The following is a 23494-nucleotide window of genomic DNA, read 5'->3' as shown; positions in this document are numbered from 1 at the left end:
GCACGTCGCCTGAGGTGTTCGGTCAGGCGCCGATCGAGGAGAGCAGCATCGGCAGGGCGTTCTGCATCTGCACCTGCCAGGCATCCCAATTGTGGCCCTGGGACGCCACATAGCGCTCGTCTACCTGAGCGCCGACACGCTGGAGTTCGTCGACGAAACGGTAATTCTGTTCGTAGGCGCGCGCTTCGACGGGATCGGCCTTGCCGTACGAGATGAACAGGGGGATGCCGGTGAGCTTCGCGGCCTGGCTGTACGGGTTGTTGGCGACCCAGATCTTGCGCTCCTCGGCGTCGCGGTAGTCACCCCAGACCCGCTCCCACTCGGCGGCACATCCTTGGCCCGGCTTGTCCGGCTCACCTGGCGCGCCCGAGGCGTGCAACGGGTCGACGTTACCGCTGAACGAGGCGGCGGACTTGAACCAACCCTGGTGGGCCGCAGCAAATTTCATCGAGCCGAGCCCGCCCATCGAGTTGCCCGCGACGGCGCGCGTGGTGTTGGCGTGGTAGGTCTGCTCCAGAATGGTGCGGACATCCCCGAGCAGGTACTTCTCCCATGCGGGCGGTCCGCCGCGGCGGTCGTTGTACCAGTCGGAATAGGCGCTGCACCAGCTGGTTTCGGGCAGGACGAAGATCGCGTTCCGGCCCGCCGTCAATGCTTCCAGGTTGCCCTTGGCGGTCCAGGATTTGTGGTCGTCGAAGCCGCCGTGCAGTACCCAGACCGTCGGCCACTTCTTGGTGGTCTCCTTGGTCCAGCCGGGCGGCAGCAGCAGGCGAACGACTTTGACCGACCAGTCCGGGCCTTCGAGATTCGGCGAGGAGATGCCGAGATCGAGAATGCGGTCGCTGACCCGGGTTTCCCAGCGAACCGTGCCCGCCGCGGCCTGCGCCGGTGCGCTGACCACGAAAGGCGCTGTGAGACTTGCGATGACGGTGGCGACAGCCACGAGGAGCCTGCTGAGTCGAGGCATCGGATGTCCTTCCCGCGGGGTCGTCGAACGGTGCGATCCCGTGCCCGAATCTAGAGCAGCCCCGCAACTTCACGAATAGTGTTGTTCGTAAATGCCAGTTTCTTGCTATCCGCCGGGTGTGCCGAATCGCCCTGTTCGCCTGGGCGTCTCGCAGGCATCCACCCATGGTTGACCGGTGCGGGCGCTGCGGCAGAGTTGCCCCATGCGTATTGCGGTGTACCTGGCACATCCCCGGGCCGACGGTTTCAACGGGGCGCTCTTCGACGCGGTGGTCGACGAGCTACGGCAGCGTGGAGTAACGGTCCTCGCGCACGATCTGTACGCCGAGGGCTTCGATCCACTGCTGACCGCGGCGGAGACCGGAACGCTCGTGGGTGCGGTCCCGGGCGATGATCTGGTGCGCCGGCATCAGGAAGAGCTGGCCGAAGTCGATGCGCTGGTCTTCGTGCACCCGAATTGGTGGGGGATGCCGCCCGCCATCCTGACCGGATGGGTGCAGCGCGTGCTCACGCCCGCTGTGGCCTACAAGCTCGACACCGCGGCGGGTGCGCCGGTCGGCCTGCTCCGGGCGCGCCGGGCACTGGTCCTCAACACCTCCGACACCACGGTGGAGCGCGAGCGGGACGTGTTCGGCGATCCGTTGCAACAGATCTGGGCGGCCTGCGTGCTGCCCTACATCGGCGTCGACGATATTCGCCGCAAGGTCTTCCGGACGGTGACCGATTCGACCGCGGATCTCCGCTCCGCCTGGCTGGGCGAGGCGCGCGAGCTGGCCGCGGCGTTGGTGGCCGAGGGCTGAGGCGGGCTGGGGTGAGCGGATGCTCTCGTGTCCTGATTGTTATCTCAAACAACAAAATGGTCGCTCGAGTGGGTTGTGCGCTGGGTCACAGTCGAATATGTTGCAGCGAACAACATTCGCTCGACCTCGACCGCCCAGGCCTTTCCGGGGCGGTGGTTCCACGAAAGGCCCCCTCATGCGTAAGGGCATTCTCGGCGTCGCGGCCGTCTCGGTCGCCTTGCTCACTTCGCTGACTGCTTGCGGCGACGACTCGAAGGATTCAGGGGGTGGGGCCAAGATCGGGGTGATCCTGCCGGACAGCAAGACCTCCGCGCGGTGGGAGACGGCGGACCGCAAGTACCTGCAGCAGGCGTTCGACTCGGCCGGGGTCAAGGCCGACATCCAGAACGCGCAGGGTGACAAGAACGCCTTCCAGACGATCGCCGATCAGATGATGACCAACGGCGCGTCGGTGCTGCTGATGACGAACCTGGACAGCGGCACCGGCAAAGCGGTGATCCAGAAGGCGAAGGCGCAGGGCGTCACGGTGATCGACTACGACCGGCTGACGCTGGGCGGCGGGGCCCAGTTCTACGTGTCCTTCGACAATGTGAAAGTCGGCAGCCTGCTCGGCTCGGGCGTGGAGAAGTGCCTGAGCGACAAGAAGGCGGTCAATCCCGTGGTCGCTTACCTGAACGGCGGCCCGACCGACAACAACGCCACGCTGCTGAAGCAGGGTTACGACTCGGTGCTCAAGCCGAAGTTCGACGCGGGCCAGTTCGTGAAGGGGCCGGATCAGGCTGTGCCGGAATGGGATAACACCCAGGCGGGCACCATTTTCGAGCAGATGCTCACCGGCACGCCGAATATCGGCGGGGTGGTCGCGGCCAACGACGGACTGGCCAACGCCGCGATCGCGGTGCTGAAGAAGCAGAAGCTGAACGGGCAGGTCCCGGTCAGCGGCCAGGACGCCACGGTGCAGGGCCTGCAGAACGTGCTCAAGGGCGATCAGTGCCTGACCGTCTACAAGGCGATCAAGAAGGAAGCCGAGGCCGCGGCCGAGCTGGCCATCGCGCTGACCAAGGGCCAGCAGGGACAGGCGAACGGCTCGGTGAAGGATCCGGAGTCCAAGTCCGACGTGCCCTCGGTGCTGTTGGAGCCCAAGCCGATCTACGCGGCCAACGTCAAGGATGTCGTCGCCGACGGCTACGTCACCAAGGACGAGCTGTGCACCGGTGAGTTCGCGAAACTCTGCGCGGACAACGGCATCTGATCCCGCCACGCCCCTTCCGCCGTTTCGATGAGGGGACGGCGGACGGGGCACCCCTAGGAGCAGTAAATGAGTGAAGCATCGCGCGGCGATTCGATCCGGGTGGTGGTCCGGTGACCGGCGGGAACGGTACGCCGGTAGTCGAATTACGCGGCCTGCAAAAGAGTTTCGGACCGGTGCATGTCCTGCACGACGTGGCCTTTTCCGCCTACGCGGGTGAGGTGACCGCGCTCGTCGGCGACAACGGCGCCGGCAAGTCCACACTCGTCAAATGCATCGGCGGCACGCATCCGATCGATGCGGGGGAATTCCTGTTCGAGGGCAATCCCGTTCAGGTGCACAGCCCGCGCGACGCCGCCGCGCTCGGCATCGAGATCGTGTACCAGGACCTGGCGCTCTGCGACAACCTCGACATCGTGCAGAACATGTTCCTCGGCCGGGAGAAGAAGACCGGCATCGTGCTCGACGAGTACGCGATGGAGGAACTGGCCGGAAAGACGTTGGCCAGCCTGTCCGTTCGCACGGTCAAGAGCGTGCGGCAGCAGGTGTCGAGCCTGTCCGGCGGGCAGCGGCAGACGGTGGCGATCGCCAAAGCCGTGCTGTGGAACAGCAAGGTGGTGATCCTGGACGAGCCGACCGCCGCGCTGGGCGTCGCGCAGACCCAGCAGGTGCTCGAACTGGTGCGCCGACTGGCCGACCGCGGTCTCGCGGTGGTGCTCATCTCACACAACATGAACGACGTTTTCGCGGTATCGGATCGGATCGCGGCGCTGTACCTGGGCCGGATGGCGGCGCAGGTGCGGACCTCCGACGTGACGCACGGCCAAGTCGTGGAACTCATTACGGCAGGGCGCAGCGGCGATCTCGGCCTGGACGCGAACGGAGCCAACCGATGAGCCTGTTGGAGAAGGAAAAGCCCGCCACCGCACCGGTTTCCGAGCTCGTGAACGAGTATGTCGGGCGGGTCCGCAGCGGCGACATGGGCGCGCTGCCGTCGGTGCTCGCGCTGGTGATCCTGTCCTGTGTCTTCTGGGTCGCGCGCCCGGTCTTCATGTCCGAGGCCAACTTCGCGAACCTGTTCACCCAGGGCGCGGCGATTGCGGTGATCGCGATGGGCCTGATCTTCGTGCTGCTGCTCGGCGAGATCGATCTCTCGGCCGGATTCACCAGCGGCGTCTGCGCCGCGGTGCTCGCGGTGCTGCTCACCGATCGCGGCTGGCCCTGGTATGTGGCGGTGCTGGTCTCGCTGCTCACCGGCGTGGTGATCGGCCTGACGATCGGCACCATCGTGGTCAAGATCGGCATTCCGTCGTTCGTGGTGACGCTCGCGGCTTTCCTTGCGCTGCAAGGTGTCGCGCTGAAGATCATGGACAACGGCCGCAATATCTCCATCCGCGACGACACCATCCTGGCCATCGCGAACAAGAACGTCCCGCCGCTGCTCGGCTGGCTGATGTACGTGCTCCTGGTCGCCGGGTTCGCGGTGCTCCAGTATCGAAAACTGCGGGCCCGCAACAAACTCGGGCTGACCGGCGAGACCATGCCGGTGATCGTGGCGCGGATCGTCGCGGTGGCGGTGGTGCTCGGCATCGCGGTGCTGGTGCTCAACGGGGAACGCAGCCGCAACCCGGAGTTGCACTCGCTCAAGGGCATGCCGATCGTCGTTCCGCTGATCGCGGTTCTGTTGCTGCTGTGGACCTTCGTGCTCAACCGCACGTCGTTCGGCAGGCATATCTACGCGGTCGGCGGGAACGCCGAAGCGGCCCGGCGCGCCGGTATCACGGTGGACCGGGTGAAGATCACCGCATTCGTGCTGTGTTCGACGATGGCCGCGGTCGGCGGTCTGGTCGCGGCGTCGCGTGCCAATTCGGTCGACCCCAACACCGGCGGTAGCAGCGTGCTGCTGCTCGCGGTCGGCGCCGCGGTCATCGGCGGTACCAGCCTGTTCGGCGGGCGGGGCCGGATGCTGGACGCGGTACTCGGCGCCGCGGTGGTAGCCGTGATCGACAACGGCATGGGCTTGATGGGCTACAGCGCGGGCACGAAATTCGTTGTGACAGGATTTGTGCTGCTCTTGGCGGCCGGCGTGGACGCGTTGTCGCGCAAACGCACCCGCCTCGGCGGTTAGCTGCCCGGGTACCGAGGACACCAGACGCGGAGAGGCGGTGACCATGCGACCGGCTTCTTCGCCGGAGGAGATCCGCAGGCGGAATCTGGCCGTGCTGCTGCGGCACGTGCACCGGGACGGCCAGGTCTCGCGTGCCACGCTCGCCGAGCGAATGGGGTTGAACCGCAGCACCATCCTGGCCTTGACGGCCGATCTCGCCGCCGCCGGTCTGATCAGGGAGGAACTTCCCGGTCAGACCGGCAAGGCGGGACGCCCGTCGCTGGTGGTGCGCCCGGAGTCGGACCGGGTCTATGTCGTCGCGCTCGATGTCGGCGCCGATCGGCTGGCCGCGGCTCGGGTGGGATTGGGCGGCTCGGTGCTCGATCAGGTCGAAACCGTGCGCCCGACAGGGACTTTCGACCCGGATGACGTGATCGATACGTTGGCGTCGATGGCGCGCGGCTTGATCGGCGGGGCGGCGGGCGAGGCTCGATGCGTCGGTGTCGGGGTGGCGTTCTGCGGCATGGTGCGCGAGGAGGACGGCGTCGTCCGTTACGGCCCGAACATCGGCTGGGTCGATGTCCCCTTCGGGGAGCAGCTGACTCGGCAACTCGATCTCGGCCTGCGGGTGGTGGTCGGCAACAACGCCAATCTCGGCGCACTCGCCGAATGCGAGCGCGGCGTCGGCGCCGGTCTGTCCGATCTGATCTATCTGCACGGTGACGTCGGCATCGGCGGCGGCATCATCATGGGGGGCCAGCTGCTCGGCGGCGAGGGCGGCTACGCGGGCGAGGTCGGCCACATGGTGGTCAACCGGGACGGGCGGCCCTGCGCCTGCGGATCCCGCGGCTGCTTGGAGGCCGAGGCGGGCGAGCTGGGCCTGATCGCGGCCGCGGGCCGCACCGATCCGCCGGGCCGCGCCGCGGTGGAGGCGATCGTGGAGGCCGCGGCCCGCGGCGATTCGACGGCCCGGGACGCGCTGCATCAGGTAGGGGACTGGCTCGGATACGGCGTCGCGAACCTGGTGAACATCTTCAACCCGTCGATGGTCGTCTTCGGCGGGGTGCTGCGGGAGATCTATCTCGCCTCGGCGGCGCAGGTGCGCAGCCGGGTGGCGGTCGAGAGCCTGCTCGCGGTCCGGGAGCGGGTGCGCCTGCGCACCTCGTCCCTGGGCGGTGATGCGACCCTGATCGGCGCGGCCGAGCTGGCCTTCGCCGACGTGCTCACCGACCCGGTGCAGACGCTGGCCCGGATCTCCGCCGCGGGCGCATGAAATCGGGTGTGCGCCAACCCCCGTCGCTTCCGATCTACCCGCAGGCCACCGAACCCGACTATCATTCGCACAGCACTGTCCGGGTGATCAGGCACACGACGCCCGGGTGGGTAGGCCGGTCTGGTGCGGCGAGTTCGATCGTGAGCAAATAAAGGGGTTTCGATGGATAGGCCGGCGTGGGCACCCGAGGGCGTGGATATGCAGCAGGCGAGCCCGGCGCGTATGTACGACGCGTTGCTCGGGGGTTCGCACAATTTCGAGATCGACCGCAAAGCCGCGGAGATGGGCAAGACGCTGGTGCCCGATTTGCCCAGGTTGGCGCTGAGCAACCGGGCATTCCTGCGGCGTGCGGTGCGTTTCCTGGCCGATTCCGGAATTCGCCAATTCCTCGATATCGGGTCGGGGATTCCGACAGCCGGAAATGTGCACGAGGTGGTGCAGAGTATTGACCCCGATATTCGCGTCCTCTATGCGGATATCGATCCGGTGGCGGTGGCGCATTCGCGGGCGATCCTGCGCGGCAACGACCGGGCGGGCGCGATCGAGGCGGATCTGCGTAAGCCGGCCGAACTGCTCGCCAAGGCGGGCGATACCGGGCTGATCGACTTCGACCAACCGGTCGGTTTGCTGCTGGTCGCGGTGCTGCACCTGCTCGCCGACAGTGACGAGCCGATCGCGAAGGTGGCGCAGCTGCGCGCCGCGGTCCAGCCGGGTAGCTACGTGGCGATCTCGCATCTGACCTCCGAGCTGCGGCCCGAGGACGCGAGCAAACTCGGCGACAACGCGACGAACAAGGAACGAATCGGTATCCATTTTCGCGATCGCCGAGGGATCGTCGCTATGTTCGAAGGATGGGAGCTGGTCGAGCCCGGCGTGGTGGAGTTGCCGGTCTGGCGCCCGGAGTCGGACCGCGATCTGCACGAGACGCCGGGCCGTTCGCTCGGTCTGGCCGGCGTCGGCCGAAAGGCCTGAAGCCCGACCACGAGCCGGCAGGGGGTCCCTGAGTGGGGTCGCAGGAGCTAGCGGTGCGGTGGGCCGACGCGCTCGACGGCGCGGTGGCTCCCACGCTCACGCGATCCCAGATCGAAGCCATGCTGGCCGGACTGGCCGAAGCCCTGGCGGCGGTGGTGCTCGGCACGGCTGAACTCGCCGTCGCCAGGGAAGCGGCGGCGGTGCTGATCGCGGCGAACTATCGCGACGCGGTGGCGGTCAGCCGCTCGGTGGTGGTGATCTGCCGGGATCTGGTAAACGACCTGTGCGCGGCGCACAGTGGACCGGAGTACGAGCGGATCCGGGACCGGGCCGTGCTCGCCGCCGCCGAGTTCGCGGCGGGCTGTACCGCGGCCCTGCGCTCGGCGGCGCTGGCCGAGCAGGAGGCGACCCTGGTCGCGACCTTGGCCGCGGCCCAGGAGGCCGAGGCGAAGCGGCAGCTCTCGGAGGCCAGGTTCGCCGCGGTCTTCGCGGGCGCGTCGGTCGGCATCGGCACCATCGACGTGATGGGCAACGTGCTCGACTCGAACGCGGCGATGGCCGACATGCTCGGTCTCCCGGTGGAGGTGATGCCGGGGCGTTCGGTCGCCGAACTGCTCGGACCCGCGAATATCGGCTACGCCTTCGACGAACTGCAGCGGCTGCTCAGCGGCGCGGCGGACCGCTTCCGGCTGGAGACCGATCATCTGCGGCCCGACGGCACCGTCACCACCATCGACCTGTCGATGTCGGCCGTGCGCGACAACACCGGCCAGGTGCGGTTCCTGATCGGCGTCGCGGTCGACGTCACCGAACGCAAGCAACTGGCCGACCGGCTGTGGCACGACGCCAATCATGACAGCCTCACCGGGCTGCCCAACCGCACGTTGTTCTTCGACCGGCTGGCGAACGCCGATCCGCCGATCGGCGTGTGCTACCTGGATCTGGACGGTTTCAAGGAGATCAACGACGTCTGGGGACACACCGTGGGCGACAAGGTGTTACGCGTCGTCGGGGAGCGACTACAGGGCGCCGTGGTGCCGTTCGGCGGATTGGTCGCGCGGCTCGGCGGCGACGAATTCATCGTATTGGTCGAAAAGTGCTCGTGTGCAGAGCAATTGGCAAAGGTTTCGGCTGCACTGGCGCAGTCGCTGGTGCAGCCGATAGCCGTGCAGAATCATCTGGTGACCGTCGGCGCCAGCATCGGCACCGTCTTCCTCGACGAAGTACCCGCCGCCCCCGACGAACTCATGCATGCGGCCGATACCGCCATGTACCGCAACAAGGCCGCCCAGGGGGCCCGGCCGCTGCGGTTCCGGGAACGCTGAGCCGAACTCACCCGCTCGGCGCCGAATCGTCCAGATCGGCCAAGCTTTTCGGCACGAAGAACGGCGGGGTGCTGCGCCCCGAGACGCGGTAGCGGTCCCAGAAATCGAGGTCGCCGAACACGGCCGCCGCAGTGCCGAACGCGGTCTCGACCGTCCCCTCCGCGCGGTCGCCCACCGCGGCGGCGAGTTCCGGATTCGGCCGGATCCGCCCGTACCAGCGATAGATTCCGTCGATGCCCTGGAAGTGCCCGCGCAGCACCAGCTCTACCGCGATGCCCTGGCCGCCCACGGTGACGGTCGCGGGGCCCACGTAGTCGTAGTCGTCCATCGGGGCACTATTGGTCGAAGGCGATGTCGACGTGCTCGGTCAGCGGGACCGACTGGCAGGCCAGCGTGAGGCCGAGCGCGAGATCGGCATCGACCAGTGTGTCGTTGCGGAGCATGCGGACCTCGCCCGAGCGCACCGTGCAGGCACAGGCGCTGCACGCGCCCTCCCGGCAGGAGTAGGGCGCGTCGTGACCGGCGGCCAGCAGCACCTCGAGCAACGGTGTGTGCCGAGGCCAGGCCAGCTCGAGCCGCCTGCCGTCGAGGTGCACCGTCGCGGTGGCCGGTGTTTCGGCGTCGTCCGCGGCGAGCACGATATCGGCGAAGGGATCGCCGGTCAGCGATTGATAGATCTCGGTGTGCACGTGCCGTTCGGTCATGCCCGCCGCGAGCATGGCCGCCCGTGCTGTCCGCATGAAAGCCGCAGGCCCGCAGAGGAAGGCGTCGAATCCGGTATACGGCCAGAGCCGTTCGGTGAGTGCCGCGGCGGTGGGCAGGCCCATGCTCGACACCAGCCAGTGGTCGACGATCAGGCGGTCCGGATACTCCGTCATCATCCCGGCCAGCTCGGTGCCGAAGATGACCGAGCCCGCGTCGCGGTTGGCATAGAACAGGTAGGTCGTTCCGGTGCCCGCGAGCAAGGCCGACTTGATGATCGACATGATCGGGGTGATCCCGCTGCCCGCGGCGATCATCAGCAGGTCGGCGTCCAGCGATCTCGGTGTGAAGACACCGGACGGGGACAGCATCGTCACGCGCAGGCCGGGAACAGCGTTGTCACACAGCCAGTTCGAGGCGTAGCCGCCTCGGTCCGTTTGACGGTGATGATCAGATCGTCGTCGAGGTGCGGTGAACTCGACAACGAGTAGCAGCGCGCCACCGAGCCGGCCCGGGCACTCGGGATCCGCAAGGTTAGGAATTGCCCTGGGCGGTAACGGAATCGAGGGACGAGCAGATCGGGCACCTCGAAGACGAGCGAGACGGTGTCCGGCGTCTCACGGATCACCTCCACGATCGTCAGTTCGTGCACATGGGTATTCGCGGTAGCGGTGGGCGCCTGCCCGGTCCGCGGCGGCGCGACATCCGGTTCGGTCATCGTCACGCCGCCCGCGACAGCTCGGCGAGCACGTCGTCGGGCAGGGCACGGGCCAGGCGCAGGATGCGGGTGGTGACCGCGCCGCGCACCATGCCGACCTCGTATCCGTAGCGCAGCAACATCTCTCCGGCGAACTTCGCGTTCTCCTGATAGTGCGGATTGAGTAGTGCCACGACCAGTCCGTGCAGCGGATGGATGCCCACCGAGCGATAGACCCGCGGCGTCACGATGGCGGGCTGGATACCGAACACCATGATGGCGAACGCGAGTCGGTGCGCCGCGTTCACCAGCTTGCCGCGCGCGGCGATCTGGCGGACCAGTTCTTCCCGGGCGTAGGTGATGTGCCTGGCCTCCTCCAGTACATGAATCTTGTTGAGCTGGCGCATATGTGGCTGGATCTGCGGATCGTCCATGTTCTCCCGCTGCAGCCGATCGAGGGTTTCCTCGACCAGCAGCAGTCCGGCCAGCGTCGCCGGGCCCATCGGAACCAGCCCGACCAGCCGCACCGCTTTGAGCAGTGGCTTGGGAATGAACGGTTGGTACGCGCGCAGTCCCGATTTGTTGATCATCCGGCTGAACATGGTGGAATGCCTGGTCTCCTCGCCGACTTCGGCCAGCGCGTACCGGCTGTGCTCGTCGCCGGGATTCTGGTATTCGATCACCTGCCGCAGCAGAAACGTGGACAGCGCGGTCTCGGCGAGGATGCCGAAACTCAGCGCGCTGACCGCCTCGTGCATGCCGAGGGTGCCGCGCTGCTCGTCGGTGAGCCGGTCCCACAGGTAGGTGCCGTACAGGGTCTGCCGGTGGTCGAGCATCCATCGCTTGCCCGGCTCGAGCGGCGCGTCCCAATTGATGTCCACCTCACCGTCATAGGCGCGATCGGCAGCCGAACGCAGCAGCCGCTGCGCGGTCTTCTGCCGATCGCCGACGTTCTTGGCGCGGGTGGTCGACATGCCCGCCGTGCTGACGGCATGTTTGGTGGGGGTGCTCATCGGTGCCTCCTCGATGTGGAACCGGGCCACACGCGACCCAGCCGGAGAATGGTCGTGGTTACCGGTCCGTCGAACAGTCCGGCCTGAATACCTTGTCGCACAAAGGATTCAGTTAATGCCCGGGCGGATTCCGCGTAGTGCCGGCTCAGATAGGCGGCGAGGAGCGCGTGCCTACGCGGTACTCCCGCCGCCCGATAGGGGCGCGGTGCGATGAGCGCCGGGTAGAGCGCAGCTGTCGCGGCGGCGGCCCACAGCGCGGCGACTGTGTTGGAAACCGTGCCGTGCTCCTCGATTTCGGCGCGCAGTTGGTCTTGCGCATAGGCCAGGTTGCGGCTGGCGGCAGCCTGATGGATCTTCATCAGCTGACGCAGATGTGGCTGGATTTCCGGGTCGTTCGCGATCGTGTCGGCCACGTCGTGCATCGCCTGTTGGATCAGCAGCGTCACCGCCGCGGCCGCGGTGTTCTTCGGCGTGAGCAGAATGAGTCGCGAGACTGTCTGGGCGAGTACGGGTCGCCGGTAAGGGGCGAGCCCGCTCTTGTGCACCATGCGGCCGAACATGGCCATCGTGCGGCTGTCGGCGTGGATGGCGGCGAGTGCGGCGCGGGTGCGGTCGTCCGCGGGCCCGGACGCCTCGATGATGTCGCGGAACAGCAGCATGGACCGGGCGGCGTCGGCGTAGATGGCGAGCGTGAGCAGGTTGGCCAGCTCGTACCTGGCCAGCGTCGCACGCTGCTCCGCGCTCATCCGGCGCCACACCCAGGTGTCGTGAATAGTGCCGAGATGCTGGGGCAGCCAATGCTTTCCGGGGTCGATCGGCGCCGCCCAATCGATGTCGAGATCGCCGTCGTAGGTCTCCTCGGCCGCGTCGAGCAGCAACCGGCGCGCACTGAGGTCGCGGTCGGTTACGGTGCGGCGGCGCCGCACCGGGCCGCCTGAGCTGGTGTCCGGCCGAGGGAATTCGCTCGGGTCGGGAATCGGGGTTGCCATCGGGATCGGCTCCCTTCGGGTCGCGCACGGGTGTCCTCGGCGTCGACCCGCAACGGCGCACGATCGTGACATGCTTTATCCGGTACCGCTGGTACCGATCTCCCTTGAGTCTGGAACTCGCGGTGCGTATTGTCAAGATTGTCTGAGACACGGTTTCGTCAGCTTCCAGGAGGTCGCCATGACTGAACGTGGTGCAGCCGACGGCAGTCCGCACGACCGCGCCGACTATTTCGGGGCGGCGACCCTCGTGGTGCGCGGCGTGGAAGTGCCGGTGCGCGTGGAGTTGCGGGGATATCCCGAGCCCACCGACGGCGTGTACCGGTGGGTCGGCCGGGTCGACGCCGACGACGCGCTCACCGAGGTGCTCGGCGACGAACAACGCACGCCGTGCGTGGTGCGGACCGACGCCGCGGCACGGCCCGCGGTGATCGGCGACCGGGACCTGTGGAATCGGTACCGAATCATGGGTAAGAGCACCCCGCCCTATCCGTTGGCGTGAAACTGTCGGCGTGCGATGGCACAGTTGTCCGATGACCGAAACTGTTTGGCCCGTGGTCGAACTCAGGCAGTACACGCTGCATCCCGGTACCCGGGACACCATGATCGACCTGTTCGATCGGGAACTCGTCGAAACGCAGGAGGCCGTCGGCATGCGCATCGTCGGCCAGTTCCGCGACGAAGACGATCCGGATCGGTTCGTCTGGATTCGCGCGTTCCCCGATATGGCGTCCCGGGATGCCGCGCTCAACGCCTTCTATGTAGAGGGTGCAGCCTGGCGGACGCATGCCCCCGCCGCGCGCGCGACCATGGTCGACACGTCCAATGCATTGCTGCTGCAGCCTGTTTCAACGCAGCACGCACTGCGGCTCACGGGCACGCGCGCCGGTGTGGCGGTCACGGATCTGCCGGACTCGCGGCTGCTCGTCACGATCTTCTACCCCGACACCCCGCTCGCGGAGTTCGCGCCGTTCTTCAACGAGCGGGTGCGCCGCGCGTTGCTACTGACGGGGGGCACGCTGACCGGACTGTACGTCACCGATCCCACACCGAATACCTTTGCGCCGCTGCCGGTGCGCGATGAGCGGGCCGTCGTGGTGTTCTCGTTGTTCGAGAGCGCGGCGTGGCGCGAGGCGCATCTGCGCGCGCTGGCCGAACCCACCTGGACCGAGCGGGTGCTGCCGGAGTTGGGCAAGTGGGTGTCGCGCCCGATCGAGCGACTGCGGCTGGCGCCGACCGCCCGTTCACTGCTGCGCTGAGGGTTCCTGTCGATCTGCCCAGCAGAATTGTGCATTCGTGAAGGAAGTGTCCGACACGCCCCGGCGTGACTTTCGGGTCTGTTAGAACCGAAGCACCGAGACAGCGCAGCGAAAGCTGTCTCATCCCGCAGCAGTCGCGCCGAGAGTGGTTGGTCGGATGAAGATCTCGTCATTGTCGATGATCGGTGTGGTGGTACTCGGCGCGCTGTACAGCGCGCCGATCCCTGCCGTGGCCGAGACCGGCTCGGCCGCCGGACCCGGCAGCTACACCGTCACGACCACCGCGGACGGCGCGGTCGCGAACCCGTTCGACGGTGTGTGTCGTACGGACGCGGGGGAGTGCACCCTGCGCGCGGCGATCCAGGCCGCGAATGTGCGGCCGGGCAGCACGATTCGGGTGCCCGAGGGCCGCTACGAGCTCACCATTGCGCCGAACTTCTGGAACACCAACGGCCCCTTCATCGATCCGGCCACCGGTGACCTCGATGTCACGGCGGACACCACCATCGAGGGCGCCGGCCAGGACCGCACGGTCATCGACGCGGGTCATCGGGACCGGGTCATGCTCACCACCGCGCACGTGTCGCTGTCCGGACTGACCATCACCGGCGGCAACGCCACAGAGCACGAGATTCCGCTGTTCGAGACCGGCGGCGGCGGAATCGCCAACTCCGGCAAGCTGGTTCTCGATCACGTGACGGTGGTCGGGAACGCGGCCGACTACGGCGGCGGTATCTTCAACATCCCCGTCGCGGATATGCGGATGACCGACAGCATCGTCACCGCCAACGCGGCGGGTGAGGCAGGCGGTGTGCGCTGCGACAACACCTGCACCTTCACTCGCACCGCGATCACCGACAATCGCGTCGTCAACCCGCGCGTCAAGTGGTATCGGTTCGGCGGATTCGCCGGGCGCGGTGGCGGTCTCGATATCCGGGGCGTCGGTGAGGTGGTGCTCATCGACTCCGTCGTGACGGGGAACAGCGCGGACGAAGGCGGCGGCGGGATCAATATCGCGCCCGCGTATCTCGATACGTTGCCCTACCAGTTCACCGATGTGTTCAATCCCGGTATGGGGCATTTGATCCTGCGCGGCTCGACCATTGCGCAGAACACCGCGGGCCTCGGCGAACAGAACTGTAAGAAGGTGTTCGCCACCATCCTGTCCACCGGCGGCAACCTCAGCAATGACCACTCCTGCGATCTGACGGCCGCCGGCGATGCCGTGCGACCGGACGCGGGTCTGCGCTGAGGTTCGAAATACACACGAGCAGAAGGAAATCCGCGATGGGTTCGTTCAACGTAGGCGACTGGATGACGGCACTCGGCCAGGGCTTCGCCTGGGTGATGTCGATGCTGGTGTCCGGTGCGACCGCCGGATCGTCCTGATCAGCTGGCCTGCTGCCCGGCCGGGTAGGCGCGGAAGCCACGCACCAGCGGGCTGGTAGCCGGGCTGCCGGTGGTGGCGCGGACCGGCTGCTGGGGTAAGAGCAATCCCTGGTCATGGTCCAGCAGCCGGCGCTCCAGGTCGCGCAGTGCGGGGCCGGGTTCGACGCCGATCTCTTCGCGCAGCAGCTGCCGCACCGTGCGCAGCTGTGCCAGCGCCTCGGCCTGCCTGCCGCCGCGGAACAGGCCGAGCGCCAGCAGTTCCCATCGTCGTTCGCGGTACGGCGTCTGGATGACCGCTTCGCTCAACGCCGCGACGGCGCCCGCGGTATCGCCGCACGCCAGCCGGGCAGCCTGTAACTCTTCGACGGCGAGCTCCCGGAGTTCGCTCAACTTCGTTCGGGCACCGAGCAATTCGGGCGAGTCGCCGAGTTCGGTCCACGGTTGTCCGCGCCACAGCGCGAGACCCTCGGCCAGGGTGGTCACGGCCTTTTCGGCGTGACCGTCCAGCAGTGCGCGCACGCCCGCGCCGACCAGCACGCCGAACTGCCCCTGATCGGTGCACTCCGGCGGTAGTGCGAGCCGGTAGCCGCACCGATCGAGCACGAGGACCCGGCCGGCCTGCGGTCCGAGGGCGGCACGTAAGCGATGGACCACGACGCGCACGTTGGGGCTGGGCCGACCGTGCGGGGTGCGACCCCACAGGTGCCCGGCCAGCACGTCGTTCGGCACCGAGGCGCCGCCGGCGAACGAGAGCGCGGCCAACAGCTGACGCGGCCGTGGGCCGGGCAGGTCGACCGGTACCCCGTCGACGTCGATCTCGACCGGTCCGAGAACCCGGCACACGACCGGGCCCCGGTGACCGAGCGTGCCGACCACCCCGCGATCAACGCTCTCCAGGCTGTCCAAGGTTCCTCCGCACGGTGCGCCATCCAGGTGACAGCTCTCCAGTTAAGTCCGGACTACCTGCGGAAACATCCCCCTGCGTGCCGATGTTTTTCCCCGCCCCCTCGGTTAAAATAGAGAAGGACAAACGGTGATAGCCGGGTCGGCCGCGTCAGGTGTCGCCCGAAATGGGCGCACGGTTGGTCCGGCGCGGGGGCTGCGCGCTCGGCTCAGCTGTTGCTCGCGCCGGACCTGTTGGCGTGGTGAGGATTTGGTGTCCAGGAGAGGACGCTACGCAGTTTCGCCGCGTAGGTGTCGACGCGGTGCCGCTCCTGCGCGATGCGTTCCTTCGAGTGATGGGTCTCGATGCTGAGGCGGCCGCCGAACGTGCTCACGATGGCCGCACCACCCTCCGGCTGCTCCGGCGGCGGGGGCGTGCCCGCGGGAGGAGCGGCCGTGACGGTCGAGCGAAAATCGGTGATACGCAACCCATCCGGGGCGGCGAGCGCGGGCACTCGACCCCAGTTGGAGACGATCATCATGCCGGGCAGCTGCGGCGGCCCCGCGGCGATCTGGTCGGGGATATGCAGCGGTGTCTGCTGCACGGTCCCGTCGGCGAGGGCGGTGTGCAAGGCCGCGCAGATGTCCTCGGCGAGCTCGACCAGGTCGGTGGTGTCCCCGGTGGGGTGGTAGTCGGCGAACCCGAGCAGGTTGGTGCCGTCGGTTCGGCCCACCGTCGGCGTGAGCCTGGTACGCAGATCGACCGGGTAGACGTAGACGATCTCGTTCAACGGCAGGCCGCGAATTTCGGCCTCGGTCAACAGGATTGCCGCCGAGACCAGGCCGTTGATCGTCACCCCGGTCCGGTGTCCCAGCTCGATCAGAGCCGTGGTCTCCGCCTCGGACAGCAGGCACCGCGACGAATCCGGCACGGTCTGCCGGTTCTCTCCCGCCGCCGGCTCGGTGGCGGACGGCGCGGGATGCGGTTCGGTGGGCGTGCCGGTCTGATCGTCAGGGGCCGGCAGCTCCCGCTTCTCGATGCCGCGCGCGGCGAGCACCTCTTCGATGGAAACCGGATAGGCGTGGACGGGCCGTGCCGGTGTCTGCCCGGACACCAATTCTGTGTAGCACGACCACAATTCGGCCAGCACGGCCAGCGAGTGATACGCGTCCGCGATGCTGTGATGGGTCAGCAAGGTCACGCTCGCGGTGTCGCCGGCGCGGGTCACGCACACCGCGCTCAACGTCTCGCCCTGATCGAGTTTCTGGTCGGTGAGCAGGCGGTCCGGATCGTCGTCGACGACCGAGATCGCCGGAGCGGCTCCGGTCCCGGCGACCAGCGAGTAGCCGCCGTCGCCGGTCGGCGCCAGCCGTGCCCCGAGCACCGGATAGGCCCGCACCACCGCCGCGTAGGCCGCGGACAATTTCGTGAGATCCAGCCGTCCCGTCACCTGCACCGCGTACCCCACGTAGACACCGATCCATGCGAACATCTGCTCGCTCGGCGCCAGTGGACGAACAACCGTAGACGTGGTCATAGAGCTCCCCTTCACCTAGACGACTAGCGTGCCCAACGGACGATCAAAGCCCCCACACGCACGCCGGAGCAACCAGTTTTCCGGCCGTCGCCCACCCTCCCCGAGCCGCGTTTCAACCGCGTCTCAGCGGTGTTTCGCAGTCAGGAAACCAGCTGCACCGGCAGGCTGAGCAGGCCGTGCGAGCGCCAGGACTGCCGGTAGATCAGCTCCGCCCGCGGCACCGCGAGCCGCACCTCGGGGTAGCGATGAAACAACGCGGAAGCCGGTTTCGGCATCGCTGCGTCAGGCGAACTCGATCTGGGACTGCATGCTCAGGTGTCTGCCGAGGAGGTGGACGCGTAGTCGTTGTTCCGCGGTGGTTTCCTCGGGGTGGTGGATCTCGATGCTCAGCCGGTCGTCGAAGGTGCTGATGATGATCGTGCCGCTGGGCTGCTGTAATCGATGCCCGGTCTTGTCCGGCTTCGCTACCATGAGGGTGCGGAAGTCGTTGACGTACAAGCCTTCTGGCAGAATTGGTCGCTCTATGCGGCCCCAATTGGTGGCCAGTACGATGCCGGGGGATCGAGGCGCGGGCCCGGACGCGATATCGGGGATATGCAGCGGGGTCTGCTGTACGAGTCCGGTGGCGAGTCCGGCGTGCAGGGCATCGCTGATCGCGCGCGCCAGGTCGACCATGGTGCTCGCGCCGGCCGGGGGGACGAAATCGGCGAAGCCGAGCACATTGGAGCCTTCGGTGCTGCCGATGCTGGGAGTGACGCGGCTGCGCAGGTCGACGGAGTAGGTGTAGGTGAGTTCGCGCAGCGGCAGCCCGCGTATCTCGGCCTCGGTGAGCAGAATCGCGGCGGAGGCCAGGCCGTTGATCGTGGTGCCTGCACGGTGCGCGAGGTCGGCGAGTGCGGCGGTGTCGGGTGTCGACAGGCGGCAACGGGCCGTCAAGGGAATCAGATAGGGGGCGTCGTCCACCGGGAGTACGACGCTGTGCGCGGTGTCGCGCACGAACGGCCGTACCGGTGCGGACGGGTCCGAGAACTTCTCGATGCCCCGGCACAGCAGCAGATCCTCGACCGCCTCCGGATAGCCGTGCATCGGCAGCTCGGGTTCGCGTCCGTGGCACGCCTCGGTGTAGCAGGACCACAGATCAGCGAGCACGGCGAGGGAATGGCAGGCGTCCGCGATGCTGTGGTGCGTCACCAGTGTCACGCCCGCCCGATCACCGTCCAGGACGACGCACAGCGCGGCCAGTGCACTGCGCTGATCCAGCTGCGCACCGGTGAGCAGGAGTTCCGGATCTCCCTGAGAAACGGTCAATTGTGTTGTGTTACCTAATGATTCGACCAGAATATGGCGTTTGCCGTCCGGCTCCAGACGTGCTCCGAGCGCGGGGTACGCGCGGAGCACGGTGTCGAAGGCTACCGACAGTGCGGTTAGATTCAACCGACCGGAAAGCCGCATCGAATAGCCGACGACGACTTCACTGCTCGCGAAGATCTCTTCACTCGGTGCCAACGGCCGGATGACGGTAGCCGTGGTCATGTCGAAATCCCTCCACAGGAGACTGCCCCATCGAGGCTAGCTCTAAGGCCGGGCACACCACGGTCTTTCGGAATCATCGCCTCTGTGATGTATCGCCCGTACCGAACATGCTGTTTCCGGTTGTAGCCACAACGAGACCTGCATCGATGATCAGCCACTGCCCGCACACACAGCGCAGGTAGCGGACGGTGCCGTGCGACGACACCAGTGTGGGTGCCGGCCAGGAACATGCGGGGCAGGTTACGTCCATGAGCCCAGCCTGATGTAATGGTCTAGTGCATTTCAACCCTTACGGCGGCGCGGCCGCCGAGCTGGCGGCGCGGCTGGTGAACGCAGGCCCGGACCAAGATCTGCGGCAGTTGCTGGCCGACGCGGATTACAAACCGCTCGGCTCGGTGACCGCCGCGCAGACCGCGGAACTGCGCCGATGGATCCATGAACTCGATGCGATGTTCGATCACCCCACCGTGCGCCGGCTCAACGCCCTACTCGCCAAAACCACAAGTCAGCCCTATATTTCGACGCACGACGACCGCCCGCCGCACCTGCATTTCGCGCAGGAGACCGCTCCGGTCGACGAGCGGGTCAAGGCCTACACTGCGGTCGGTCTCGCCGCGCTGTTCTGCGACGATCCGACGCGGATCGGCCGCTGTGCCCGCGCGGGCTGCGACAAGGTCTTCGTCGATACCTCCCGCAACGGCAGGCGGCGCTTCTGCTCTACCCGCTGCTCGACCCGGGTGCACGTGGCCGAGCATCGCTCCCGCCGGGCCGGCTGAGATCCTGCTGGCCTCGGCTTTTACCGCCGCGTGGCGGGCAGGTCGCGCGAGTGCGGACGTCTCGTCGCCAACTTCTGCACTTGCAGATGTCTGTGCGGACGCGAACCGAACGGTCTGAGTACGGGTGCGGGCGTGGGGTTTTCCGCGCGCCGAGGGCGGAGCCGAGAGTTCGTTCCGGAATGTGATCACGCGGGCTGCCGCCTCGTTTGTGACGACATTCGTCGCAGCACTTTGTACTTGCAGATGTCGCTTGCATTTCCCGATCTGCGCGAAACCGAGTGCTTGTGGCGGAAAAGAGATCTCGTAATTGTTCGCCAATTGTCAACAGCCCTTTACCGATGTGACCGTTCGCGCCGCCTTTTTCTTCCGATGGGACCACCGTTCCGGTGCGTCGCCCGTCACTCTCAACGGCCGGATTCGGCGTCGGTTTCAACCCTGGCGAGCGACTAGAATGACAGTAGAACCTAGGTCCGGTGCCCGTCCGAGGCAGTGTCCGGCGATCATGTCGACGCGGTGTCGCCACATTCTGTACTTGCAAACGTCGGTCTCGCCAGGGCTGGTGCGCTGCGACCTCCGCGGCTCAGTAGGCCTTGTCCGCCGCTACTATTCGGCCGGATTCTATTGCGGCAAGCAATGTTTGGTGATCGGCGGCGGTTTGGTCGGCGTAGGCCAGGGCGAAGTCGATCATGGCGCGGTCGAAGGCATCGCTGGTGCCGAGGTATGCGGCGATCGCGACTCGATCGCCGGAGCGGGCGTGCGCCCGGGCGAGGGTATGGCCACAGAGCGCAGAGTAGTCGCGCAGATATCGGCGCGACATCTCCTCGATCGTCGCCGAACCCTTCATGTCGCGGAGCTGGCGGCAGTAATAGTGCCTGCCGTCCAATCCGGCTGCCCAGCCGAGGAAGATGTCGCTCGCGGCCTGAGTGAGCCGCTGCCCGTGCACCACTCGGTGCCCTTGGTTACGGAACTTGCTCGGCGCGGTGTGCCGCGCGAGCACCGACTCCTGCGCCTCCTTCACCTGCAGGAACAGCGGACTGCGGCTTTCTCGCCCGGCCAGCAACGCGACGAAGCAACGGGTGCCGACGCTGCCCACACCGACGACTTTGACTGCCACGTCCAGCATTTCGTGCCGGTCGAGCAGGACCCGTCGCTCCTCCGCCAGGGTGCGCCGGAAGTCCGCGAACACCCGCCGCACCGTGTCGGCGTCGACCTGCTCGATCGGGGTCAACAGCGGTGGCCGATGCCGGATACGCGGCACGCCGTCGGCGTCGGGTTCGGTCAGCTTTTCCAGGGCCTGGAGGTTGGTACGGGCCCGTGCGTCGGCGAGCGCCTGCTCAACTCCCTTGCGCCGCTTCGGTTTCTGGGCGAGCGCGGCCAGCTTGTCGGCGTCGATCATCTCGTACCAGACCGCCAGTTCGCCGAGTCCGGCCAAGCGACCCATCGTCGCCCGGTAAGCCGAAGCCGCTGCCCCGACCGAGGTTTCGGCATCGGTGTCGGCAAAGCCGTTGGCGCGAGCCGCCACCGCGATACTCGCGGACAGCCTTTTCACGTCCCATTCGAAGGGGCCGGGCAGCGTCTCGTCGAAGTCGTTCAGGTCGAAGACCAGTGCGCGTTCCGGTGACGCGAACAGACCGAAATTCGACAGATGCGCGTCGCCGCACAGTTGCACGGTCAGCCCGGTATCCGGCGCGGCCGCCAGATCCGCCGCCATGATCGCGGGCGCGCCACGCAGAAACGGAAACCGCCCGGCCGCCATGCGCGCATACCGGATAGGCACCAACTCCGGCACGCGGGAGGCGGCCTGCCGCTCCAGAACCGCGACCGGATCCGCTCGATCCGCGGGCGCCGCCCACTCGCCCAGCGCCCGCCGTCCCACTCGCTTGCGCGCCTGCCGCCCCGCCGCACCCGCCAACGACTCCGCCATTCCCGCAGTCTCTCACCCCAACCGCAAACTTCCAGGCAACCCACGCCGCATCCGATTTCCCCTTCTCCGTCCGGCCCGGCGGGTCCAAGGCGGTATCCACCAGCGCCGCACCGTTTTCGGTTGCGCATCCGGCGTGGGTGATCAACAGTGGGGGTGTCCGAGTGGATCTGGCGACGGGAGGCCGGCATGGACCGCGTGGACGTGGTGGTGGTCGGTGCCGGATACGCGGGGCTCAGTGCGGCAAGGGCGCTGCGGGCGGCGGGTCGAACCGTCGTCGTGCTGGAGGCGAGTGACCGCGCGGGCGGTCGGGCGCTGAGTGCCCGGATCGACGGCGGTTGGGCGGTGGACCTCGGGGCGCAGTGGATCTCCGGCGGGCACACTCGATTGGCGGCGCTCGCGCAGGAGTACGGGGCCGAGACCTATCCCTCCCCGTCCGTCGGGGCGAATCTGCTGGTGGAAGGCGCGGTGCGCCGCCCGTTTCGAGGTACGCGTCCACCCCTGTCGCCGCTCGTGCTGCTCGTGCTGGGCCAGGCCATGTGGCGGATCGAGCGGCTCGCCGCCCGGATCGACCTCGCGCACCCGTGGACCACCCCGGGCGCCGACCGGCTCGACGCGATGACCGCGGCGACCTGGTTGCGCCGCAATCTGCCCGAACGACGGGCCAGGCAACTCGCCGAGGTGATGATCGGCGAGGAACTGTGCGTCGACGTCGGCAGCGTCTCGATGCTCGCGCTGCTGACCACCATTCGCGCGGCCGGCGGTGTCGAAGCGGGCGTGACGGCGGAAACGGTCACCCGACTCTTCGTCGAAGGCGCGGACGGTCCCGCCCTGTCGATGGCGGCCGAATTGGGCGACGCGCTCCGGCTCCGTTCCGCGGTGACGTCGATTCAGCAAGGGGCGCAGGGTGTTTCGGTACGAGGCGAATTCGGGGCGGTGGCGGCCGGGCACGTGATCGTCGCCCTGCCGCCGGTGCTGGCCGGTCGCATCGCCTACGACCCACCGCTGCCCGCCGCGCGCGACCATCTGACGCAACGCATGCCGATGGGTTCGGTGTTGAAGGCGTTCGCCGTCTACGACCGCCCGTTCTGGCGCGACGAGTTCCTCACCGGCCAGGCCTTGAATCTGCACGACCCGGTTCCGGTCACATTCGACGCCACCCGCCCCGGTGGACCCGGCTGCCTCGGTGCGCTCGTGCCCGGCCGGGCCGCGCATCGTCTCGCCGCATTGTCGCCGCCGGAGCGGCGCGGCATGATCGTCGGCTCCCTGGTGCGGGCTTTCGGGCATCGGGCCCGCGATCCGATCGGCTGGCACGAGAAAGTCTGGGCCGATGATCCCTTCGTCCGCGGCGGCTACGGCGCTTTCTTCCCGCCCGGTGTGCTGACCACCGTGGGATCGGGCGTGCGGCATCCGGTCGGTGCGATCCACTGGGCGGGTAGTGAGACGGCTACCGAGTGGTCGGGCTATATCGAAGGGGCCATTCGCTCTGGTGAGCGCGCCGCCGCGGAGATATCCGCGCACTGATGGTAATAATTCGGGCAATAACACCGAAATGCCCGAAAGCCGCTGCGTCAAGGGTTAAACGTCGGTATTTGAGATTCGAATCGTAGACCGCTGACCGGCTCCGGTACAGACTTATTTGCACAACGTTTATGTATCGCGGGCCTTTGCGGCGAATAAATGCGTTCCGAGCGGGGGAAAGGGCGGAACGTGATCTGCGTTATGTTGACTGAGATTCTGCCAACGGCGAACCATGGACCGCATGACGCAGCTAGCAAATCTTCAGCAAAGGGGAGTTGCCCGCAAGAACTCACCCGCGCTCGGGGCCGTGCTGCTGATGCTGTTCTCCGTCCTGGCGGCCGGTTGGGCCGGCGGGCCGGGAACAGCGGCCGCGGAGCCGACCGGGTGCACCACCGACACCTCGGTGACCAATGAGCTGACACTCCGGTGCGAACCCGGGGCGGGAGCAGGCGAACACGCCTTCATCCGCTGCCGCGACCTGCTCGGCATGCCGCACACCCATATCGGTCCGGCCATCGGTACCGAGGGTGGCTGGTCCACGGCTGTATGCGCCCCGTACGAAAACGGTCCGATCTGACCAAGCGG

The 23494-nt window shown here is 67.3% G+C and carries 22 protein-coding genes and 1 pseudogene; 13 read left to right on the top strand and 10 right to left on the bottom strand.

Annotated elements, in window-relative coordinates:
* Positions 1 to 22: 22 nt before the first annotated feature.
* The gene (locus NVU01S_RS08575; protein WP_043663131.1) at positions 23 to 967 is read right to left on the bottom strand and encodes an alpha/beta hydrolase; all 945 of its coding nucleotides are present in this window, start codon (positions 965 to 967) and stop codon (positions 23 to 25) included.
* A gap of 202 nt (positions 968 to 1169) precedes the next feature.
* Here NVU01S_RS08575 and NVU01S_RS08570 point away from each other — a divergent pair, with 202 nt between their 5' ends.
* The 7 genes from NVU01S_RS08570 to NVU01S_RS08540 all read left to right on the top strand — a co-directional run bounded on the left by NVU01S_RS08570 (position 1170) and on the right by NVU01S_RS08540 (position 8692).
* A complete protein-coding gene (locus NVU01S_RS08570; RefSeq protein WP_043663134.1) occupies positions 1170 to 1766 on the top strand; it encodes an NAD(P)H-dependent oxidoreductase in 597 nt (198 codons plus the stop codon).
* 175 nt (positions 1767 to 1941) lie between these two features.
* On the top strand, positions 1942 to 3018 hold the full coding sequence (locus tag NVU01S_RS08565; protein ID WP_042261546.1) for a sugar ABC transporter substrate-binding protein: 1077 nt from the start codon (positions 1942 to 1944) through the stop codon (positions 3016 to 3018).
* A 110-nt stretch (positions 3019 to 3128) separates the two neighbouring features.
* Entirely contained in the window at positions 3129 to 3911 is a 783-nt protein-coding gene (locus tag NVU01S_RS08560; RefSeq protein WP_043663138.1) for an ATP-binding cassette domain-containing protein, read from the top strand.
* The gene (locus tag NVU01S_RS08555) at positions 3908 to 5143 is read left to right on the top strand and encodes a sugar ABC transporter permease (protein WP_043663141.1); all 1236 of its coding nucleotides are present in this window, start codon (positions 3908 to 3910) and stop codon (positions 5141 to 5143) included. Before NVU01S_RS08560 ends, NVU01S_RS08555 begins: the two co-directional genes overlap by 4 nt.
* 43 nt (positions 5144 to 5186) lie before the next feature.
* Positions 5187 to 6395, top strand: coding sequence for an ROK family protein (locus NVU01S_RS08550; protein ID WP_043663615.1), 1209 nt, complete (start codon positions 5187 to 5189; stop codon positions 6393 to 6395).
* A gap of 162 nt (positions 6396 to 6557) precedes the next feature.
* Entirely contained in the window at positions 6558 to 7367 is an 810-nt protein-coding gene (locus tag NVU01S_RS08545) for an SAM-dependent methyltransferase (RefSeq protein WP_043663142.1), read from the top strand.
* Positions 7368 to 7420: 53 nt separating this feature from the next.
* On the top strand, positions 7421 to 8692 hold the full coding sequence (locus NVU01S_RS08540) for a sensor domain-containing diguanylate cyclase (RefSeq protein ID WP_082031779.1): 1272 nt from the start codon (positions 7421 to 7423) through the stop codon (positions 8690 to 8692).
* Positions 8693 to 8699: 7 nt separating this feature from the next.
* Here the strand turns inward: NVU01S_RS08540 and NVU01S_RS08535 are convergent, their stop codons facing one another.
* The 4 genes and pseudogenes from NVU01S_RS08535 to NVU01S_RS08520 form a co-directional block, all read right to left on the bottom strand.
* Positions 8700 to 9020, bottom strand: a complete 321-nt coding sequence (locus tag NVU01S_RS08535) for a DUF4873 domain-containing protein (protein WP_043663147.1) — start codon at positions 9018 to 9020, stop codon at positions 8700 to 8702.
* 7 nt (positions 9021 to 9027) lie between these two features.
* Positions 9028 to 10112, bottom strand: a pseudogene (locus NVU01S_RS08530) (2Fe-2S iron-sulfur cluster-binding protein).
* A 2-nt stretch (positions 10113 to 10114) separates the two neighbouring features.
* Positions 10115 to 11104 (bottom strand): AurF N-oxygenase family protein, encoded by a 990-nt coding sequence (locus NVU01S_RS08525; RefSeq protein ID WP_043663617.1) that lies wholly within the window; start codon positions 11102 to 11104, stop codon positions 10115 to 10117.
* Entirely contained in the window at positions 11101 to 12093 is a 993-nt protein-coding gene (locus NVU01S_RS08520; RefSeq protein ID WP_052280083.1) for a diiron oxygenase, read from the bottom strand. Before NVU01S_RS08520 ends, NVU01S_RS08525 begins: the two co-directional genes overlap by 4 nt.
* A 178-nt stretch (positions 12094 to 12271) precedes the next feature.
* Between NVU01S_RS08520 and NVU01S_RS08515 the strand changes: the two genes are divergently transcribed.
* The 3 genes from NVU01S_RS08515 to NVU01S_RS08505 all read left to right on the top strand — a co-directional run bounded on the left by NVU01S_RS08515 (position 12272) and on the right by NVU01S_RS08505 (position 14601).
* On the top strand, positions 12272 to 12592 hold the full coding sequence (locus NVU01S_RS08515; protein ID WP_043663149.1) for a DUF4873 domain-containing protein: 321 nt from the start codon (positions 12272 to 12274) through the stop codon (positions 12590 to 12592).
* A gap of 31 nt (positions 12593 to 12623) precedes the next feature.
* A complete protein-coding gene (locus NVU01S_RS42075) occupies positions 12624 to 13349 on the top strand; it encodes an NIPSNAP family protein (protein ID WP_043663152.1) in 726 nt (241 codons plus the stop codon).
* 157 nt (positions 13350 to 13506) lie between these two features.
* Positions 13507 to 14601, top strand: a complete 1095-nt coding sequence (locus NVU01S_RS08505; RefSeq protein WP_052280084.1) for a CSLREA domain-containing protein — start codon at positions 13507 to 13509, stop codon at positions 14599 to 14601.
* A 137-nt stretch (positions 14602 to 14738) separates the two neighbouring features.
* On the opposite strand, the gene NVU01S_RS08500 is transcribed toward NVU01S_RS08505, so the two are convergent.
* From NVU01S_RS08500 to NVU01S_RS08490, 4 genes are all read right to left on the bottom strand, one after another.
* A complete protein-coding gene (locus NVU01S_RS08500) occupies positions 14739 to 15644 on the bottom strand; it encodes an AfsR/SARP family transcriptional regulator (RefSeq protein ID WP_082031781.1) in 906 nt (301 codons plus the stop codon).
* A gap of 206 nt (positions 15645 to 15850) precedes the next feature.
* On the bottom strand, positions 15851 to 17158 hold the full coding sequence (locus NVU01S_RS08495) for a phthiocerol/phthiodiolone dimycocerosyl transferase family protein (RefSeq protein WP_082031782.1): 1308 nt from the start codon (positions 17156 to 17158) through the stop codon (positions 15851 to 15853).
* A 140-nt stretch (positions 17159 to 17298) separates the two neighbouring features.
* A complete protein-coding gene (locus NVU01S_RS44565) occupies positions 17299 to 17433 on the bottom strand; it encodes a cytochrome P450 (protein ID WP_218023626.1) in 135 nt (44 codons plus the stop codon).
* Between the two features lie 7 nt (positions 17434 to 17440).
* Positions 17441 to 18691 carry a phthiocerol/phthiodiolone dimycocerosyl transferase family protein gene (locus NVU01S_RS08490; RefSeq protein WP_052280087.1) on the bottom strand — a complete coding sequence of 417 codons (1251 nt, stop codon included), beginning with the start codon at positions 18689 to 18691 and terminating at the stop codon, positions 17441 to 17443.
* Positions 18692 to 18966: 275 nt separating this feature from the next.
* Between NVU01S_RS08490 and NVU01S_RS08485 the strand changes: the two genes are divergently transcribed.
* The gene (locus NVU01S_RS08485) at positions 18967 to 19467 is read left to right on the top strand and encodes a CGNR zinc finger domain-containing protein (protein ID WP_043663155.1); all 501 of its coding nucleotides are present in this window, start codon (positions 18967 to 18969) and stop codon (positions 19465 to 19467) included.
* Positions 19468 to 20047: 580 nt separating this feature from the next.
* On the opposite strand, the gene NVU01S_RS08480 is transcribed toward NVU01S_RS08485, so the two are convergent.
* Entirely contained in the window at positions 20048 to 21391 is a 1344-nt protein-coding gene (locus NVU01S_RS08480) for a DUF2252 domain-containing protein (RefSeq protein ID WP_043663157.1), read from the bottom strand.
* A gap of 186 nt (positions 21392 to 21577) precedes the next feature.
* Between NVU01S_RS08480 and NVU01S_RS08475 the strand changes: the two genes are divergently transcribed.
* On the top strand, positions 21578 to 22912 hold the full coding sequence (locus NVU01S_RS08475) for a flavin monoamine oxidase family protein (protein WP_043663637.1): 1335 nt from the start codon (positions 21578 to 21580) through the stop codon (positions 22910 to 22912).
* A 238-nt stretch (positions 22913 to 23150) separates the two neighbouring features.
* On the top strand, positions 23151 to 23486 hold the full coding sequence (locus NVU01S_RS08470; protein ID WP_244467075.1) for a hypothetical protein: 336 nt from the start codon (positions 23151 to 23153) through the stop codon (positions 23484 to 23486).
* Positions 23487 to 23494 lie beyond the last annotated feature (8 nt).

The sequence above is a fragment of the Nocardia vulneris genome (assembly GCF_001613425.1).
GTDB classification, from domain to species: Bacteria; Actinomycetota; Actinomycetes; order Mycobacteriales; family Mycobacteriaceae; genus Nocardia; species Nocardia vulneris.
The sequence above is the reverse complement of the archived record's forward strand: the minus strand, read 5'-3'. Positions and strand labels throughout refer to the sequence as shown.

What these genes read in the sequence shown, in the direction of transcription:
- NVU01S_RS08570 (WP_043663134.1), top strand. Translation starts at nt 1,170, where the DNA reads ATGCGTATTGCGGTGTACCTGGCACATCCCCGGGCCGACGGTTTCAAC.
- NVU01S_RS08520 (WP_052280083.1), bottom strand. Translation starts at nt 12,093, where the DNA reads ATGGCAACCCCGATTCCCGACCCGAGCGAATTCCCTCGGCCGGACACC.
- NVU01S_RS08495 (WP_082031782.1), bottom strand. Translation starts at nt 17,158, where the DNA reads ATGACCACGTCTACGGTTGTTCGTCCACTGGCGCCGAGCGAGCAGATG.
- NVU01S_RS08575 (WP_043663131.1), bottom strand. Translation starts at nt 967, where the DNA reads ATGCCTCGACTCAGCAGGCTCCTCGTGGCTGTCGCCACCGTCATCGCA.
- NVU01S_RS08470 (WP_244467075.1), top strand. Translation starts at nt 23,151, where the DNA reads ATGACGCAGCTAGCAAATCTTCAGCAAAGGGGAGTTGCCCGCAAGAAC.
- NVU01S_RS08475 (WP_043663637.1), top strand. Translation starts at nt 21,578, where the DNA reads ATGGACCGCGTGGACGTGGTGGTGGTCGGTGCCGGATACGCGGGGCTC.
- NVU01S_RS08505 (WP_052280084.1), top strand. Translation starts at nt 13,507, where the DNA reads ATGAAGATCTCGTCATTGTCGATGATCGGTGTGGTGGTACTCGGCGCG.
- NVU01S_RS08480 (WP_043663157.1), bottom strand. Translation starts at nt 21,391, where the DNA reads ATGGCGGAGTCGTTGGCGGGTGCGGCGGGGCGGCAGGCGCGCAAGCGA.
- NVU01S_RS08525 (WP_043663617.1), bottom strand. Translation starts at nt 11,104, where the DNA reads ATGAGCACCCCCACCAAACATGCCGTCAGCACGGCGGGCATGTCGACC.
- NVU01S_RS08555 (WP_043663141.1), top strand. Translation starts at nt 3,908, where the DNA reads ATGAGCCTGTTGGAGAAGGAAAAGCCCGCCACCGCACCGGTTTCCGAG.
- NVU01S_RS44565 (WP_218023626.1), bottom strand. Translation starts at nt 17,433, where the DNA reads ATGCCGAAACCGGCTTCCGCGTTGTTTCATCGCTACCCCGAGGTGCGG.
- NVU01S_RS08565 (WP_042261546.1), top strand. Translation starts at nt 1,942, where the DNA reads ATGCGTAAGGGCATTCTCGGCGTCGCGGCCGTCTCGGTCGCCTTGCTC.
- NVU01S_RS08550 (WP_043663615.1), top strand. Translation starts at nt 5,187, where the DNA reads ATGCGACCGGCTTCTTCGCCGGAGGAGATCCGCAGGCGGAATCTGGCC.
- NVU01S_RS08535 (WP_043663147.1), bottom strand. Translation starts at nt 9,020, where the DNA reads ATGGACGACTACGACTACGTGGGCCCCGCGACCGTCACCGTGGGCGGC.
- NVU01S_RS08515 (WP_043663149.1), top strand. Translation starts at nt 12,272, where the DNA reads ATGACTGAACGTGGTGCAGCCGACGGCAGTCCGCACGACCGCGCCGAC.
- NVU01S_RS42075 (WP_043663152.1), top strand. Translation starts at nt 12,624, where the DNA reads ATGACCGAAACTGTTTGGCCCGTGGTCGAACTCAGGCAGTACACGCTG.
- NVU01S_RS08545 (WP_043663142.1), top strand. Translation starts at nt 6,558, where the DNA reads ATGGATAGGCCGGCGTGGGCACCCGAGGGCGTGGATATGCAGCAGGCG.
- NVU01S_RS08490 (WP_052280087.1), bottom strand. Translation starts at nt 18,691, where the DNA reads ATGACCACGGCTACCGTCATCCGGCCGTTGGCACCGAGTGAAGAGATC.